The 14464-nt window shown below is 49.3% G+C and carries 16 protein-coding genes; 4 read left to right on the top strand and 12 right to left on the bottom strand.

All coding sequences use genetic code 11. From position 1 onward, the window contains the following. Nucleotides 1-31 precede the first annotated feature (31 nt). Nucleotides 32-931 carry a 3-hydroxyisobutyrate dehydrogenase gene (mmsB, locus tag ACJJIT_RS01095; RefSeq protein ID WP_444899668.1) on the top strand — a complete coding sequence of 300 codons (900 nt, stop codon included), beginning with the start codon at nt 32-34 and terminating at the stop codon, nt 929-931. A gap of 35 nt (nt 932-966) precedes the next feature. On the opposite strand, the gene ACJJIT_RS01090 is transcribed toward mmsB, so the two are convergent. Further along, the gene (locus ACJJIT_RS01090; protein WP_444899667.1) at nt 967-1689 is read right to left on the bottom strand and encodes an SDR family oxidoreductase; all 723 of its coding nucleotides are present in this window, start codon (nt 1687-1689) and stop codon (nt 967-969) included. A gap of 121 nt (nt 1690-1810) precedes the next feature. On the opposite strand from ACJJIT_RS01090, the gene ACJJIT_RS01085 reads away from it, so the two are divergent. After that, the gene (locus ACJJIT_RS01085; protein ID WP_444899666.1) at nt 1811-2731 is read left to right on the top strand and encodes a LysR family transcriptional regulator; all 921 of its coding nucleotides are present in this window, start codon (nt 1811-1813) and stop codon (nt 2729-2731) included. A 43-nt stretch (nt 2732-2774) separates the two neighbouring features. Here ACJJIT_RS01085 and ACJJIT_RS01080 read toward each other — a convergent pair whose 3' ends face one another. From ACJJIT_RS01080 to ACJJIT_RS01035, 10 genes are all read right to left on the bottom strand, one after another. Then, a complete protein-coding gene (locus tag ACJJIT_RS01080) occupies nt 2775-3248 on the bottom strand; it encodes a hypothetical protein (RefSeq protein WP_444899665.1) in 474 nt (157 codons plus the stop codon). 125 nt (nt 3249-3373) lie between these two features. After that, nucleotides 3374-3748 carry an FAD-binding oxidoreductase gene (locus ACJJIT_RS01075; RefSeq protein WP_444899664.1) on the bottom strand — a complete coding sequence of 125 codons (375 nt, stop codon included), beginning with the start codon at nt 3746-3748 and terminating at the stop codon, nt 3374-3376. A gap of 145 nt (nt 3749-3893) precedes the next feature. Beyond that, nucleotides 3894-4232, bottom strand: coding sequence for a hypothetical protein (locus ACJJIT_RS01070; protein ID WP_444899663.1), 339 nt, complete (start codon nt 4230-4232; stop codon nt 3894-3896). A gap of 530 nt (nt 4233-4762) precedes the next feature. Then, on the bottom strand, nt 4763-5533 hold the full coding sequence (locus tag ACJJIT_RS01065) for a hypothetical protein (protein ID WP_444899662.1): 771 nt from the start codon (nt 5531-5533) through the stop codon (nt 4763-4765). 83 nt (nt 5534-5616) lie between these two features. After that, a complete protein-coding gene (gene parE, locus ACJJIT_RS01060) occupies nt 5617-7503 on the bottom strand; it encodes a DNA topoisomerase IV subunit B (protein ID WP_286036993.1) in 1887 nt (628 codons plus the stop codon). A 12-nt stretch (nt 7504-7515) separates the two neighbouring features. Further along, on the bottom strand, nt 7516-8139 hold the full coding sequence (locus tag ACJJIT_RS01055) for a YqiA/YcfP family alpha/beta fold hydrolase (RefSeq protein WP_444887369.1): 624 nt from the start codon (nt 8137-8139) through the stop codon (nt 7516-7518). Nucleotides 8140-8212: 73 nt separating this feature from the next. After that, nucleotides 8213-8863, bottom strand: a complete 651-nt coding sequence (locus ACJJIT_RS01050; protein ID WP_444899661.1) for a hypothetical protein — start codon at nt 8861-8863, stop codon at nt 8213-8215. A gap of 438 nt (nt 8864-9301) precedes the next feature. After that, nucleotides 9302-10126, bottom strand: a complete 825-nt coding sequence (locus ACJJIT_RS01045; protein ID WP_252083544.1) for a phosphodiesterase — start codon at nt 10124-10126, stop codon at nt 9302-9304. A 41-nt stretch (nt 10127-10167) separates the two neighbouring features. Next, entirely contained in the window at nt 10168-10689 is a 522-nt protein-coding gene (locus ACJJIT_RS01040; protein WP_444882960.1) for a DUF1249 domain-containing protein, read from the bottom strand. An 85-nt stretch (nt 10690-10774) separates the two neighbouring features. After that, nucleotides 10775-11473 carry an NUDIX domain-containing protein gene (locus ACJJIT_RS01035; protein ID WP_444899660.1) on the bottom strand — a complete coding sequence of 233 codons (699 nt, stop codon included), beginning with the start codon at nt 11471-11473 and terminating at the stop codon, nt 10775-10777. A 116-nt stretch (nt 11474-11589) separates the two neighbouring features. On the opposite strand from ACJJIT_RS01035, the gene ACJJIT_RS01030 reads away from it, so the two are divergent. Then, nucleotides 11590-12630, top strand: coding sequence for a glycosyltransferase family protein (locus ACJJIT_RS01030; protein WP_444899659.1), 1041 nt, complete (start codon nt 11590-11592; stop codon nt 12628-12630). Nucleotides 12631-12668: 38 nt separating this feature from the next. Continuing rightward, on the top strand, nt 12669-13724 hold the full coding sequence (locus tag ACJJIT_RS01025) for a glycosyltransferase (protein WP_444899658.1): 1056 nt from the start codon (nt 12669-12671) through the stop codon (nt 13722-13724). A 186-nt stretch (nt 13725-13910) separates the two neighbouring features. Here ACJJIT_RS01025 and ACJJIT_RS01020 read toward each other — a convergent pair whose 3' ends face one another. Next, on the bottom strand, nt 13911-14459 hold the full coding sequence (locus tag ACJJIT_RS01020; RefSeq protein ID WP_252083548.1) for a DUF4136 domain-containing protein: 549 nt from the start codon (nt 14457-14459) through the stop codon (nt 13911-13913). Nucleotides 14460-14464 lie beyond the last annotated feature (5 nt).

The raw sequence follows: 14464 nt of genomic DNA, 5'->3' as shown, positions 1-14464 counted from the left end.
ACCAATAAAATTTAATTTTTTGGATAATGCCATGAATATAATCACAGCCTTCCTTGGTCTGGGGCATATGGGTGCCCCAATGGCTTTTAACTTAATCAAAGCTGGATTCCGTGTAAGAGGTTTCGATCCAGTAGAGGAGTTGCTTCAGAAATCTGTAGAACAGGGAGTTGAAAAATGTTCATCAGCAACAGAAGCGGTGAAGGGAGCAGATTTTGTTATTAGTATGTTACCCAGCAGTGCTGCGGTAGAGAGCCTTTATATTGAAAAAGATCATCTGCTGGAAGCTATCGAAGAGAAATCCTTAATTATTGATTGCTCCACAATTTCAGCAAGCAGCTCAAAACGCCTACTTAACGCCGCACGAAATAAAGACCTTCATGCAATAGAGGCTCCTGTTTCTGGCGGAGTCAAAGGGGCCGCTGCCGCAACTCTCAGCTTTATGTGTGGCGGTGAGCATGAGGATGTAGAACGAGCCAAAACAGTTCTACAGCATATGGGGGCCAATGTTTTTTTTGCAGGCCCTGCCGGAGCTGGGCAAACGGCAAAGATCTGCAACAATATGTTGCTGGCTATTCATATGATTGGCACCGCCGAGGCACTCCAATTGGGTGTGAATAACGGCCTTGATCCCAAAGTGCTAACTGAAATCATGGCGAAAAGCTCTGGCGCCAACTGGTCCCTACAAACTTATAATCCTTATCCCGGTGTTATGGATAGTGTGCCCGCTAGTAATCAGTATCGTGGAGGCTTTAAAGTGGGGTTGATGTGTAAGGACCTGGGGCTCGCTCAGCAAGCCGCCGACAATAGCAAAAGCTACACACCGCTCGGCTCACTGGCCAGAAATCTATTTGGCTTACACAGTCTGAAGGGCAATGAAGATCTGGATTTCTCCAGTATCCAAACAATTTTCAGGAAGGAGGCCGACCAATAGCTAGATTGTTCAGCCTCTTTCCCGATCTAACTCATCTATCGATCCTGGCCCGTAGCGGCTATCTGCACTTCGCGGATATTCACATGCTGGGGCTGGCTGTACATAAACAACGCCGTGCGAGCGATGTCCTCTGCATTAATGGCACCACCTATGGAGGCCTTCCACTCTTCGTAAGCTTTGATAATCTCTTCAGAAGTGGTATGACTCAGTAGCTCTGTCTCCACAGCTCCTGGGCATAGAGCCATAATACGTACTCCGCTTGCAGCAACCTCTTCACGCACGGTTTCGCTAATCGCCGACACTGCGTACTTGGTTCCGCAATAGGCAGCATGGTTGATGAATGTCTTCACGCCAGCAATCGAGCTGATATTGAGGATAGTACCGCGACCACGAGACTTCATATCGGCCAAAACAGCCTGCATGGAGTTCATCAAGGCGAGCACGTTGACATCAAACATCTCCCGCCACTCTTCAGCACTCTGGGTCTCTATGTTCCCCAGCAACATCTTACCGGCATTATTCACCAAACAATCTACAGGCCCATAAAGAGTCTCAGCCTCCTGAATTGCTGCAGATAACGCAGCAGGAACGGTGACATCGACCTGTCTGCAGAGGGTGTTCTGTAAATTCATCGCTTCTAATTTTTCCAAACGACGCGCCAATAGCAACAACGGATGCCCGGCATCCGACATATGCTGAGCTATTGATGCTCCAATTCCAGAGCTGGCACCTGTTATTACAATCAATGGCTTAGACATACTGACTCTCTCTTCTGCAATCAATGATTAAAGACTACGGGATAACCCTTTTGTATCGGCAGTATAGAATTTAGAATTAGGTCTATTAACTCAACTAATGTGAAATCATTGTTTGGAATTAATGAACAATATCTCTTGGCGAGCCATACGCGCCTTTATTGCTGTGGCTGAGCGGGGCAGTTTTACTGCTGCTGCGGATCATGCAGGTTTCTCCAAAGCTACACTCAGCCAACAAGTCTCCGATTTAGAGTCCACCCTGGGTGTTCAACTGTTACACCGTACCACCCGTAAGCTGCGGCTTACTGAGGTCGGTGAAGGCTATTACCAGCGATGCAAGCAGGCAATACAGCAACTAGATAGTGCCGCAGAGTGGGCAACACATGCCAAAGAGGAAATAAAGGGGAAAATTCGTATCAACGCGGTGGGTGGGATTATCGGCGAGGAGATTATTGCCCCCCTAGTCATTAAGTTCCAGAAAACTTATCCCGAAATACAAATACAGCTGGATTTTTCCAGTGTGCGTGTCGATCTCATTGAGGATCGTTACGATTTAGTAATACGTATGGGGCAACTGCCAGATTCCACCCTCGTAGTACGCAAACTGCATAGTATCAAAACCCGCTATGTTGCGAGTCCGGATTTTATCAAAATACGTGGCCCAATTCTAAAGCCCATTGACCTCTCGAAAGTACCCCTAATTTACGGCAGTGTTGACCAGTGGGTGCTAACGCGTGGTAAGACCAGGCATAAGATTGAGGTGGAACAGGGTATCAAACTGGTTAGCGGCCGGGCGATGCACCTTGCAGCACTGGCAGGACTTGGTGTAACTCGCCTGGCGGACATCTACGTCCAGGCAGATATCGAAAAAGGTAAATTACAGGAAATTTTGCCTGGATGGTCAGAGTCCACCCAGCTCTCTATGGTTTGCCCCCCGCTGCGCCATCAATTAGTTCGCGTACGTAGCCTGATGCAATGGCTAAAAGATCACTTTTCCAAAGAATATGAACAGCTACTAAAAAGGGAACCAGCAGAAGCCCAATAAACAATAAAAGATATGAACCTATATACAGTATTGCTTACAAACACTAAGCAATTTCATCCGTCCTTTCCTGCTCTTTTTTCAAACTGTCTGCGGGGCTTTCAGCGCTGCTACTATACTCAGGTTCTACCACTTCTTGCCTTTCAGTATTAATGAACGGGTAAATACAAAAGACCAGTGCCAGGAGTACCCAAAAAGCCGTTGCCTGTGCCATAGGTACAGTTAAATAAAGCCAAAATACCTTTTCACCTTTCAGCGCTGCATTAATATAGACCGCTGAGCCACCAAACCCTACCAATACGGGGCTGATATAGGGAATAAAGTTGATCCAGTACCCCTTTAAATCCTTGGCCATACGCTCACACCAGCTAACCATAAAAGGCAAAGGAAAATTAGCAAGAATGATTCCCAGTAAAACTTCAAGAAGCCCAACATTCCAGCCCAAGAGGAAGGCCAGATAAGCAAAGACCAGTATATTCAGGGTAATGCAGAACCATAAAACACCACGAAAATAAGCCACGCTATAAATCCCTTTTAAAAAATCTTCTGATTATTGATCATATCACCATTAGTTCCCAGTATCCTTGAGAGAGCAAAAACCATAGAGTTAATCTTATACATTGAATAAAAATATTATTACACTATCTAGAACGACCCAGGTAAAGATCCTTGCAGCTGTTCAATAGCATCCAGCTCTTCTTCTGTTAAGGCTTTATAACCCCGCAAATAGGGCCAACCATAGCCCCAACGGAATGAGGTTGGCAAGAATAGCGTCCCGCCAACTCTAACCACTACCAGCATCAACAACGCAATTTCCCTCTCCCCAGTTTTGGCAACACAAACTTCTAGGTCACGATCAGCCTCTTGCCGCTGCGAATAGCTTTCCCCCTTCCAATAGGCATGATCATGGGCATAGCAGCAATCAAGCCATAATTCACTCTGTTCAAGAGTGGCATCAGGAAAGATACTGCAACCATCGGAATGAAACTCCTGTATCTCCACAGCGGACAAGGGAATCACTTTTTACTGACTGCATTGGGTAAAACTAAATCTACTGGCTTTCTAGAATTTACATAATCACGGAATTCAGGAGCTACATATTCAGATCGCAACTCCCATATCCTCTTAAAGGGAATCATCGATAAATATGCAGTATATTGAAGAGTCATTGAGTCCCAGATAGTAAAATCCAGCCTGTTTGCCTTATATTGAAAATAGGCCTCCTCCCAAATTTTAAAAAACGATATACAAAACCAATGATTCTCAAAGTGTCAGCACTAGATAACGAATCAAAATCCTTCATCGCCTTCGCAAAAACATCTGCCATCGGACCTTCACAAATTGCCGCCACAGCTTCTCGATGAGCAATAGATATCTCATGCATAGAAGCAATTTTGGATTCTTTATTCTGAACTCTTATTAAAGCAGCAAGATAGACTAAGGACGCGACAACTGCGAAGGCTCCAACAAACTCGCCAACGGCACTTAAAGTATCCCACACCATAATCCGACTCTACCCCATCGAACAAGACGGTAATTTAAATATCTTTTAGAACCAACTCTTAGCTCTTACAGGTATACCAACAGATAACGCTCTACTACCAAAAGTATATAATCACCTAACTTAGAACGTTTATTTCCTCTTTATAGGCGTCTGGAAGACTGACAACCTCTAAGAAAACAAGAAGATGGTTAACGTATCCAAAACTCTAATATTGTTGTCATCCAACAGATCTCACCAATCAGAAACAAATATTTATACGCCTGAGCACCCTATATACAACCAGCCAACGACATAACCTTTAAATAAAAGTAAAAATAATCCCTCCACCATTAAATTTCAGAGATTTCAAATTAGTAAGTAAAAGTATCCACCAAGGATAAAGCGAGAAGGAAGAGGTGAAATATATCAACCTAAAAAAATCGCGGCATATTTGTTAAACATATTTCTATGCCGACAGAAAAAACAAGAGAGGAGAATAAAAGATGAGTTGTGAGCGAAATAATAAAGGTATTTCGCTCAGTTTCAGCTACCTAGCCGAGAATTTTCTTCACGTGTCTTCTAATTTTTCTGTGTACACTTCTATCATCAGCGATAGAACTCAGGAATTCCTTGTACTCACTTTTATTAACCGTACCTAGAGCTTTGCAATACCAGGCAAGTGTATCGATATGTAGTTTATCTACAGGCTGCCTAACATCCTTTTCCACTGCCTTGTAAAACCACTCCTGAATTACGGTTTCAGCAGCTCCATCGCGGACAACTTCCTCAGCGGCAAACCGTTGCATGATCATATCGTTACTATTGAGCAAATTTAGTAAGCGTGTAGTATGCAAGCTATTAGTAGCTACATGGCCTTCCATATTCTGCATCAATGCATTGCGCTTTTGATAAAAACTAAACTTGGTCAGCACATGCTTCGCTCGATTTCTAATCGCACGATTACCACTTTCACGCATTATCTTATTGATAGTGGGTGAATATTTTGTATTTCCAGATGATGAAAGCGTACGTAATAAATTGACGATTTCACTAATCACTTGCTCATCGCGTTGAGCAACTGTCATATTCGCCTGGTGTTTTTCTAGGAGAACCTGTTCAGCCACATCAAATAAACGTTCATCACTTAATCCAGATCCTGTAATACGATTAGCAGCTTTGGATAAGGCTAAGTTATCTTCGCCTTTTAGTTCCGCTATAAAATTATCTATCTCCTGATTAAGTAAAGACTGAATATCTTTTGCCATCCCGGTTAAAGGAGAAACACAAAAAATAAAAAAGATAAATAAATGGGTTAATTTCACAAAACACCTTCCATAGAGCTTTAAATTGTTGCCCTAGTAAACTAAGGCAACCTAAGAAAAATAGACTAGAGGTTAATTAAGGCTTAACCCACTTCCGCCAAATTACCCTTACTTTCCAGCCACTGTTTGCGATCCCCGGCACGTTTTTTGGCCAAGAGCATATCCAAAAGCTGATTGCTGTCATCGCCGGCATCAATATACAGTTGCACCAGGCGACGGGTATTGGGGTCCATGGTGGTTTCACGCAACTGCATGGGGTTCATTTCACCCAGACCTTTAAAGCGAGTCACCTGTATTTTGCCCTTTTTCTTTTCTGCGCTTATACGATCGAGGATACCCTGCTTCTCTGATTCATCCAGCGCATAGTAAACATCTTTACCGATGTCTATGCGGAACAGTGGCGGCATGGCGACATAGACATGACCGTTAGTTACCAGCGGACGGAAGTGACGTAGGAACAGGGCGCAGAGTAGTGTGGCGATGTGTAGGCCATCGGAGTCGGCATCGGCGAGGATACAGATTTTGTTGTAGCGCAGCCCTTCCAGATTGTCACTGCCTGGATCAACACCCAGCGCCACTGCAATATCGTGCACTTCCTGGCTGGCGAGAATCTCTGCGGAGTCCACTTCCCAAGTATTCAGGATTTTACCGCGCAGCGGCATGATGGCCTGGAACTCGCGATCCCGCGCTTGCTTGGCGGAACCACCAGCGGAGTCTCCCTCCACCAGAAAGAGTTCAGAGCGGGAGGTATCGGCACTGGAACAGTCCGCCAACTTGCCCGGCAGCGCGGGCCCCTGAGTGACTTTCTTGCGCGCGACTTTTTTTGCTGAGCGCATGCGTTTTTGTGCATTACCAATGCACAACTCGGCAAGCTTATCACCCTCTTCCGTATGTTGGTTCAGCCACAGGCTGAACGCATCCTTAGCCACGCCAGAAATAAACGCGGTGGCCTCACGGGAGGAGAGGCGTTCTTTTGTCTGCCCGGAGAACTGCGGGTCTGCCAGTTTGGCGGAGAGTACGTAAGAGCATTGCCCCCAGATATCCTCAGGGCCCAACTTAATACCGCGGGGTAATAAATTGCGGATCTCGCAGTACTCACGCATGGCATCCAGAAGGCCCGCACGCAGCCCATTCACGTGGGTACCACCCTGGGCGGTAGGGATCAGGTTAACGTAGGATTCGGCGGTAATCTCACCGCCCTCCGGCAGCCATTGCACTGCCCAGTCTGCCGCTTCGGTAGAAGCGGCAAAGCTACCCACAAAGGGCTCAACCGGCAATATTTCCCAGCCTTGATTGGCAGCGGCAAGGTAGTCTTTGAGACCGTCCTCGTAGTACCACTCGTCAGATTCACCGTCCTGCTCATTAATAAAAGTGACCGTCAGGCCGGGGCACAATACCGCCTTGGCGCGCAGTAGGTGGCGCAGTCGCACCACGGAGAATTTTGCGGAATCAAAATACTTGGGGTCGGGCAGAAAGCGTACACTGGTGCCTGTGGTGCGCTTGGCACAATTACCGACAACCTCAAGATCCGAGGCCTTTTCCCCATCTTTGAAACCGATTCGGTGCACCTTACCATCCCGCTGGATGGTCACTTCCAACACTTTGGAAAGAGCGTTTACTACAGAAACACCCACACCGTGTAGACCACCGGAAAACTGGTAATTTTTGTTGGAGAACTTACCACCAGCGTGCAGGGTGGAAAGAATCACTTCAACACCAGGGCGCCCCTGTTCCGGGTGAATATCCACCGGCATACCGCGACCGTTATCGCTAACCGAGAGCGATTGGTCTTTGTGCAATACCACTTCAATTTTTTTCGCGTGCCCGGCAAGCGCTTCGTCGACACTGTTGTCGATCACTTCCTGGGCGAGGTGGTTGGGGCGGGTGGTATCTGTGTACATGCCCGGGCGCTTTCGCACCGGGTCCAGCCCTGTGAGTACCTCAATATCTTCGGCGGAATAATTGGCCATAATTGTTATAAATTACTGCTGGTTAAATAGAAATTCGACAATGGGATCGCAGTAACGCGCGAAGCCCTGAAAGCTGTGATCGCCCCCCTCCTCGACAGTTTGACGCTGCCCTTGATAGAAAGACTCTGCATCGCGGTAATCGAGGGTTTCATCGCCTCGCTGTGCCAAAAGCCAATAGCGGCTCAGCAGTGGACTGGGTATCTCTGCTTCCAATTGCGCCATGGTATCAACGTCCGCACCGCTTAGGCGATACTCCTGTGACTCACCACTGTAGGGTTGTAACACCTGGCCGACGTAGGCCGGCATAAAGCGAGATGGGCGAACGGCCGGATTGATCAACACCGCTGGCAAATGGTAACGCTCGCCTAGGTAGGTACACCAGAATCCCCCCATAGAGCTACCAACCAACCCTATTGGGCCACAGTTGTCTGAGTCAAAGAAGCCATCCAATAGGCGCAGCAATGATTGCTGAGCACTTCCTGGATAGGGGGAGACTTGTGGCGCACAGAAAATGATCTGTGGGTGGTCGGCAGCCAACCGGTCCCGCATCAGCTGGCATTTAAAGGACTGAGGCGATGAAAGAAAGCCGTGCAGATAGATCAGCAGCGGCCTTCCGTTGAGATTTTGTGTTTGCATAGTCGGGGATTATAGCGCCCCACGGCAGCAATGGGGTTGGCCTCCTCACAGTTCCTGCTCTTCCAGAGACCGATTACAGCAGCGATCTGTTCAAGCTAGCAAAAGCCCGGCGAATATCCACACGCATATCTGACCAAAAGGTAACACTGGTGAAACGTTCCAGCCGTCCACCCGGCCCAGAGGAACCGAGATTCTCACCAATATCCCGCCGATCGTGAAAATGCATTACTGCGCTGCCGTTACGATCGTACAAAGTACCTACCAGCTGTGCGTAGGCGCTCTGCTCTGTATAGACACGCCAAGTCCAGGGAGATGGATCTAGCGGTGCAGCCAGGGAAAAATCTTGCAGTGACAGGGATAGGGTGTAGTCGGCTTCCGCCTGCTCCGACACTTGCTGGGCATTGCGCGGTTTTAGCAGCTTATTACTAAAGCTCTGCGCCAACAGTGTATTCAAACGCTGTAGATCCCTCTGGTCCAGCTCGTAATCTTTTTCCCGATATTGGCGCCTGGGCAGGGAGGAGAATCGCTTGGTGTAGTCAATTTGAACCGGTGCGATATAAACCTTAGCACCACTGAGATCCAAGGCGAAAGCTGCCGCGACTTCATCGAGCTGGCTGGGGCGTGCTTCCAGACCATCACTACGATCCTGTAAAGTGGACTGCTGACTACAAGCCGTAATCAATAATAAAATTGCGAGGAGAGGTATAGAAAATAATTGTTGCATTTACAAGCTCCTGAATTTCCGAAAAATATCCATTCGGCGAGAGGCTCCAATCACATTATCTATCACCGTTAGGCTTCAAACCTCGGCAATTCTAGAAACCACACTTGAATACTTTATTGGCTCACCTTTCACCACGCTTTTCCCATATTCAAAAAGCACCGCTCAATACAGGTAATCTCATTGTACGGGGAGGATAGGGGAAAAACACAGGGGATTGGTTAAGAATGGTTTTATTTGGTTTTTTTGCTAAAAAAGAGAGGGGAAAATACATTGTGCTCAGGTCGCGCAAAATAGGAATGGTTGTTACCAATAGGCAGTGACCTGTTTGCTGCCTATTCCGAAAACATTGCATTCTTTACTGGGGAGCCAATAGCAAGGAGGAAGACTTGAGAGCTTTAGTGAAAGTACCGCTGCGAATTCGCAGCGGTTTGACTTAAATCAATAACCGGATGAGGCGAGATCGACACAATACTTGGAGATAGCCACCCGCTCCACACCGGTTTCGTAGGAGCCATCGCTATACAGTTCAAACCAGCGGTAGCCGGGCATCTCTTCGTCGACAGCGAAGGGGCCACTGCCGGGAGTAAACTGTACCGAAGTAGAGGGAGTGGCATGCAGACCGAGATGGCCTCGATTGCTGTCAAACTGCTGGTGTACATGCCCCCAAACCAAGGCTTTTACCTGGGGGGCCTGATCAACTATTTGCAAAAATGTCTCACAGCCTTCGCGCAGCATATGGCCATCAATCCACTTACTCCCCACAGGGACCGGCTGGTGATGCATCATAATAATCACCGGGTGATCGCGAGTCTCCCAAAGGAGCAACTGAAGGCGCTCCAGTTTCGCGCTGTCCAAGCCGCCACAAATCTGCCCTGTCACACTGGTATCCAACAGCAGCAGGCGCCAATCCCCCAAGGAGACCAAATCGATACAGCGGTTGGGGGCCAGTTTTTTCATGCGGGCACTCACATCGTGATTGCCGGGCAGCCAGTACCAGGGCATGGAAAGTATGCGGGTCTTTTCTAAGAATCGGCAGTAGGAAGCCTCAGAACCATTGGCGCTGATATCGCCAGTGGCGACCAGAGCCCGAGCATGAGGCTGCCGGCTTTGGAGAGAGGTCAAAACTTCATCGAGGGTGTGGCCGGTATCCAGACCCAATAATTGATAATCGGGCCTGCTGCCGATATGTGGATCTGTGATCTGGATAAGACGGTGCGAAGTCACCCCCAGGGGTGAATCCGACTTGTTGTGCTCGCGAATCACTTGCTCACCTTGTGTTCACATCCGTGTGTTCTGCAGCAGAATTAAAATCTCTGGCCATCCAACACCAGTTCAAATTCTGCACGACCATTTGCAAGACAGTACTCCAACCATTCACCAAGGAAGCGATTGGCTTGGGGTCTCTCATCTGCATGCTGCATACGGGGATTGGGATAGGCGGTATCCACTCCTTTACCACCCACCGGCCCGCGACCATTGGCTTTAATCACCTCCGCCATACACGCATCGTGGTAGAGGCGTACAGTCAAGTCGGGAGGTTCCAGCCATTGGCACTCGTTAAGATTTACCTCCGCCGCCAGAGACACCTCCGTGGTATATCTGGAGCGCTCCACTACTCTCAACACCAGAGTGCCGCCGGGCAACTGGTAGCGCCAAAGCGCTCTTTGTGAAAGCTCAGGCAACAATTTGCTCAAGCGCAGGTAGTTGGCGTCACAATCGGCATGATAAGACGGTAGATCGACTCGATACACCGCCCTAGCGTTGCCATTTGGCGACATTTTCAACTTCCTTTGCTGCCGCGCCTTCGCTTCTCCCAGTAGAGCCATTATCAACACTCCAATTCATTGGCCGCCGTGACTCAGATCTCAGTTTGCTCTATACGCAGGTAACATTGCGTAACGCAAGTGACGGTCAGGCAGTTGGCCTGTGTTTTGTTAATTTTGCCCGGTTTAACTGCAGCCACTGCATACAAATAATGGTGGCCGAATTATCGATAGGGTTCTCTCCTGGAGCATAGTCCCCCGCCATGGCGGCGAGTACCGAATCCCTGGAAAACACCCGCAAGCGGATATCTTCGTTTTCCTGCTCCAAACCAAAGTAACCTTCCGCACAGTTCAAGTCCACCAGCGCACAGTACAGGTGTAGCCGTTCGGAGCTCCCGCCAACACTGGGCATATAACTGTGGATAAAGTGCAATTCCTGCACTTTGAGCCCCGCTTCCTCCAATACTTCACGCCGAGCTACATCTTTTAGGTCTTCCCCGGCTTCCACCATGCCGGCCACCACTTCCAGACACCAGGGGCCTGCCGACCGCTCTAGGGCGCCAATACGAAACTGTTCGGTAAGCGCAACAAGGTCTCGCTCAGGGTCGTAGAGCAATACCCCTACTGCCGGACCGCGGACGAACAGCTCCCGGGTAAAGATTTCACTCCAGCCACCACGAAAAAGGCGATGGCGCAGCCGTAGCCGCAACATGGAAAAAAATCCCTTATAAACCGTTTCCCTGGAAACAACTTCTACAGAATCTGCGGAAAACTCTGGGGACAACCCCTTTTGACTCTTCATTTTTGACATTAGTTCGCTGACCTTCTGCGCGACTGGGGTCTGCATACTCGAACACTATATGACCGGGATGCAGCTGTTATACTCTGCGCCCACCGTACCAGCCCCTCTAGCAAGCGGCCATACGTAATATCTTCCTGGATTTTTTTAGAGACCGCACCACCATGAGAGTGCTCAATATCGCCTACCAGCAACTGCGCCGTTACGGTAAGACGCGGGTTAGCTGGGCACAGAAACTGACTTTTGGCCTGATCAAAAACGATCACTATACGCAGGTGTTCAGCGACCGGGATGTGGCAGCCTTCGAAGCGCCCTTCGGAATCCGCGACCTAGGGGTGAGCAAAGCCAATCGCCGCCTGTTAGAAACGGTTGAAGCATTTGAGCCCGACCTGATCATCGCCGGCCACTGCGACATGATCAGTAACGACACCCTGAAGGCGATCAAGCAACAACAGCCCAATTGCCTAATCGCACACTGTAATAACGATCCACTGTTCGTGCCCAGCAATGTTGAGCGTATCAAACACCGCGCCGAAGTGGCCGATGCCATCTTCGTCTCCACCGGCCGTCGCGAACTGAGTATTTTTGAGGGCATTAACGCCCGGGTTTACCATATGCCCAACCCGGTCGAACCCTCTATCGAAAACCTCAATAATGCCGAACGCACTGATCTGTCTATTGATCTGCTGTTTTGTAGCAACAGCAATGATTTCACCAAGCGCTTGCAAATGGTGAAAAATCTCAAGGATACCCTGGGAGATTCACTGAACTTCAAAACCTACGGCAGCTTTGGTGAAGCGCCAGTATGGGGACGAGACTACGATCGCGCACTCGCGCAAACTAAAATGGGACTGAATTTTAATCGCCAAGACACCCATTACTGGTACTCTTCTGCGCGAATGGCCCAGCTTGCCGGTAATGGTATTTTGCAATTCACCAGTGACAAGCTGCACTTCGACGAACTATTGCCTCCAGAGAGCGTAGTTTACTTTTCTGATGAGCAGGACCTGTTGGAAAAAATCCGCGATTTCCATAGCGACGATGCCAAGCGCCGTGCTTGGGCAGCTAAAGCCCGGGAATTTTTCCACACCGAAATGAACTCGAAGCTTTACGCCCAGTACATTGTTGAGGCCACCAGCCTACAGCCCTTTAGTCACGACTACGCCTGGGCCCGCGATATCAACTTGGATGGCACGCTGAAATAACGGGCCACCGGAAGAATTACACAGAATACGTTGGATTTATGAGTAGCAAACCAATTCGAGTGGCACAGGTCCTCGCCGGTGCCGAACACGGCGGTGCAGAAAATTTTTTCGTACGTTTGGTAAGCGGTTTGAACCCGCGCAATGAGATTAATGAGAAAGCCTTTATCCGCAACCACGATCACCGCGTGCAAGCGCTGCGCAAAGGGGGGGTTGAAACCGAGGGTTTTAAGTTTGGCGGCAAACTGGATTTTCTAGGCCGCAGAATCTACCGCGAGGCACTGAATAACTGGCAGCCAGACATCGTTATGACCTGGATGGGGCGTGCCACCATTATCACCCCCAACTCTAAAAACTACCTGCTGGTCAGTCGACTCGGCCACTACTACAACCTGAAGTACTACCGGCACGCGGATTATTGGATCGGTATCAGCAAGGGTATTTGCCAGCATATGATTGATGGTGGCATTCCCAGGGAGCGGATTTTTCATATCCCCAATTTTGCCGATGAAACTCCAGTAGAACCGCTGCCACGCAACAGTTTCGATACACCGGAGGACAAGCCCCTCATCCTCGCTGCAGGCCGTCTGCACATCAACAAGGGCTTCGAAGTCCTGCTGCACTCTCTGGCGCAAATACCTAATGCCACCCTGTGGCTCGCCGGCGTAGGTCCCGAAGAGTCCAACCTGAAAGCCCTGTGCCATAAACTCGGTCTGGACCAGCGCGTGCGCTTCCTTGGTTGGCGCAACGACGTCACTACCCTGATGCGCACCGCAGATTTGTTCGTATGCCCATCACGGCACGAGGGGCTGGGTTCAATTGTGATGGAGTCCTGGGCACACCGATGCCCCATTGTCGCCACCAATTCCCAAGGCCCGGGGGAAGTCATCAGCGATGGTCATAGCGGCCTGATCACTCCTATCGACGATGCCGATGCCCTGGCCAAAGCCATCCGCTCCGTGCTGGATAATCCAGAGTTGCGCCAGAGCCTGATCGAGAATGCTGCGGAAGTGTATGCGAATGGCTACTCGAAGCAGTTTATCGTGGACTCCTACATTGAGCTCTACAACACCCTGATGCAACGTGGGCGCCCCTAGCCCTTAGCAAAAATTGCAGACTGCCTTCAAAGTATTTTTTGCAGCCCTGCCTGTGCGGGCCGTAAAAAAATAGGCCAGTAAAAAATAGTAACTGGTAGTTTTCTGATATTTGAGGGGTTTCGCCGGCCAACGGCCGGCGATGAGGAGTCAGTTGGAGGGATTATAAAGAGCCGATAATTTTTCAGTTTACTGGTAGGCCTGAGGCAAATCCCTCAACAACTCATACACGCCCCGTGAGATCAGACGCTGGCGCTGCTCAATACTGTCTGGGCGAGTTAGGAGTTCACTGGCCCTGCCCCCCCAAATTATCGCGCCATCGGGGCGGCCAATTCCCACACTCATAATCACCAGCGGAGCATCGGTGAGTGGCGGCAGTTCCACGACATCCTGGGGTGCATTGCTATCAAACTGCTTGTCCCAGCTTGGATCTCGGGTATCGCCGGAAAAAAATTCATCCACCACAGCCACTTGGTAATCCACAACCATGTCTGCATTCTGGTCCTGGGCCACCTCTCGGTAACCGCGCTGCTGTAATTGCGCCGCCACTGAGTTGCGCATCTCCTCGTCTAGCTCTACCAATTGTGCTGAGGCATCCGCATCATTGAGTGGCGTCACTCCCCATTTATAGGTAGAAAAAGCCACCGGTTGGGCCCCCGTACTCACCCGCTCCACTTGCATTTCCTGGCACCCGGCCAAGAACAGCAGAGTCATTAATCCCATGGTTATATAACGCATAAATG

The organism is Microbulbifer mixtoriginis (SeqCode), from assembly GCF_052467515.1.
This window is presented reverse-complemented; position numbering and strand designations above follow the sequence as displayed.

What these genes read in the sequence shown, in the direction of transcription:
- parE (WP_286036993.1), bottom strand. Translation starts at nt 7,503, where the DNA reads ATGGCCAATTATTCCGCCGAAGATATTGAGGTACTCACAGGGCTGGAC.
- ACJJIT_RS01025 (WP_444899658.1), top strand. Translation starts at nt 12,669, where the DNA reads ATGAGTAGCAAACCAATTCGAGTGGCACAGGTCCTCGCCGGTGCCGAA.
- ACJJIT_RS01035 (WP_444899660.1), bottom strand. Translation starts at nt 11,473, where the DNA reads ATGCAGACCCCAGTCGCGCAGAAGGTCAGCGAACTAATGTCAAAAATG.
- ACJJIT_RS01090 (WP_444899667.1), bottom strand. Translation starts at nt 1,689, where the DNA reads ATGTCTAAGCCATTGATTGTAATAACAGGTGCCAGCTCTGGAATTGGA.
- mmsB (WP_444899668.1), top strand. Translation starts at nt 32, where the DNA reads ATGAATATAATCACAGCCTTCCTTGGTCTGGGGCATATGGGTGCCCCA.
- ACJJIT_RS01040 (WP_444882960.1), bottom strand. Translation starts at nt 10,689, where the DNA reads ATGGCTCTACTGGGAGAAGCGAAGGCGCGGCAGCAAAGGAAGTTGAAA.
- ACJJIT_RS01030 (WP_444899659.1), top strand. Translation starts at nt 11,590, where the DNA reads ATGAGAGTGCTCAATATCGCCTACCAGCAACTGCGCCGTTACGGTAAG.
- ACJJIT_RS01085 (WP_444899666.1), top strand. Translation starts at nt 1,811, where the DNA reads ATGAACAATATCTCTTGGCGAGCCATACGCGCCTTTATTGCTGTGGCT.
- ACJJIT_RS01070 (WP_444899663.1), bottom strand. Translation starts at nt 4,232, where the DNA reads ATGGTGTGGGATACTTTAAGTGCCGTTGGCGAGTTTGTTGGAGCCTTC.
- ACJJIT_RS01050 (WP_444899661.1), bottom strand. Translation starts at nt 8,863, where the DNA reads ATGCAACAATTATTTTCTATACCTCTCCTCGCAATTTTATTATTGATT.
- ACJJIT_RS01055 (WP_444887369.1), bottom strand. Translation starts at nt 8,139, where the DNA reads ATGCAAACACAAAATCTCAACGGAAGGCCGCTGCTGATCTATCTGCAC.
- ACJJIT_RS01020 (WP_252083548.1), bottom strand. Translation starts at nt 14,459, where the DNA reads ATGCGTTATATAACCATGGGATTAATGACTCTGCTGTTCTTGGCCGGG.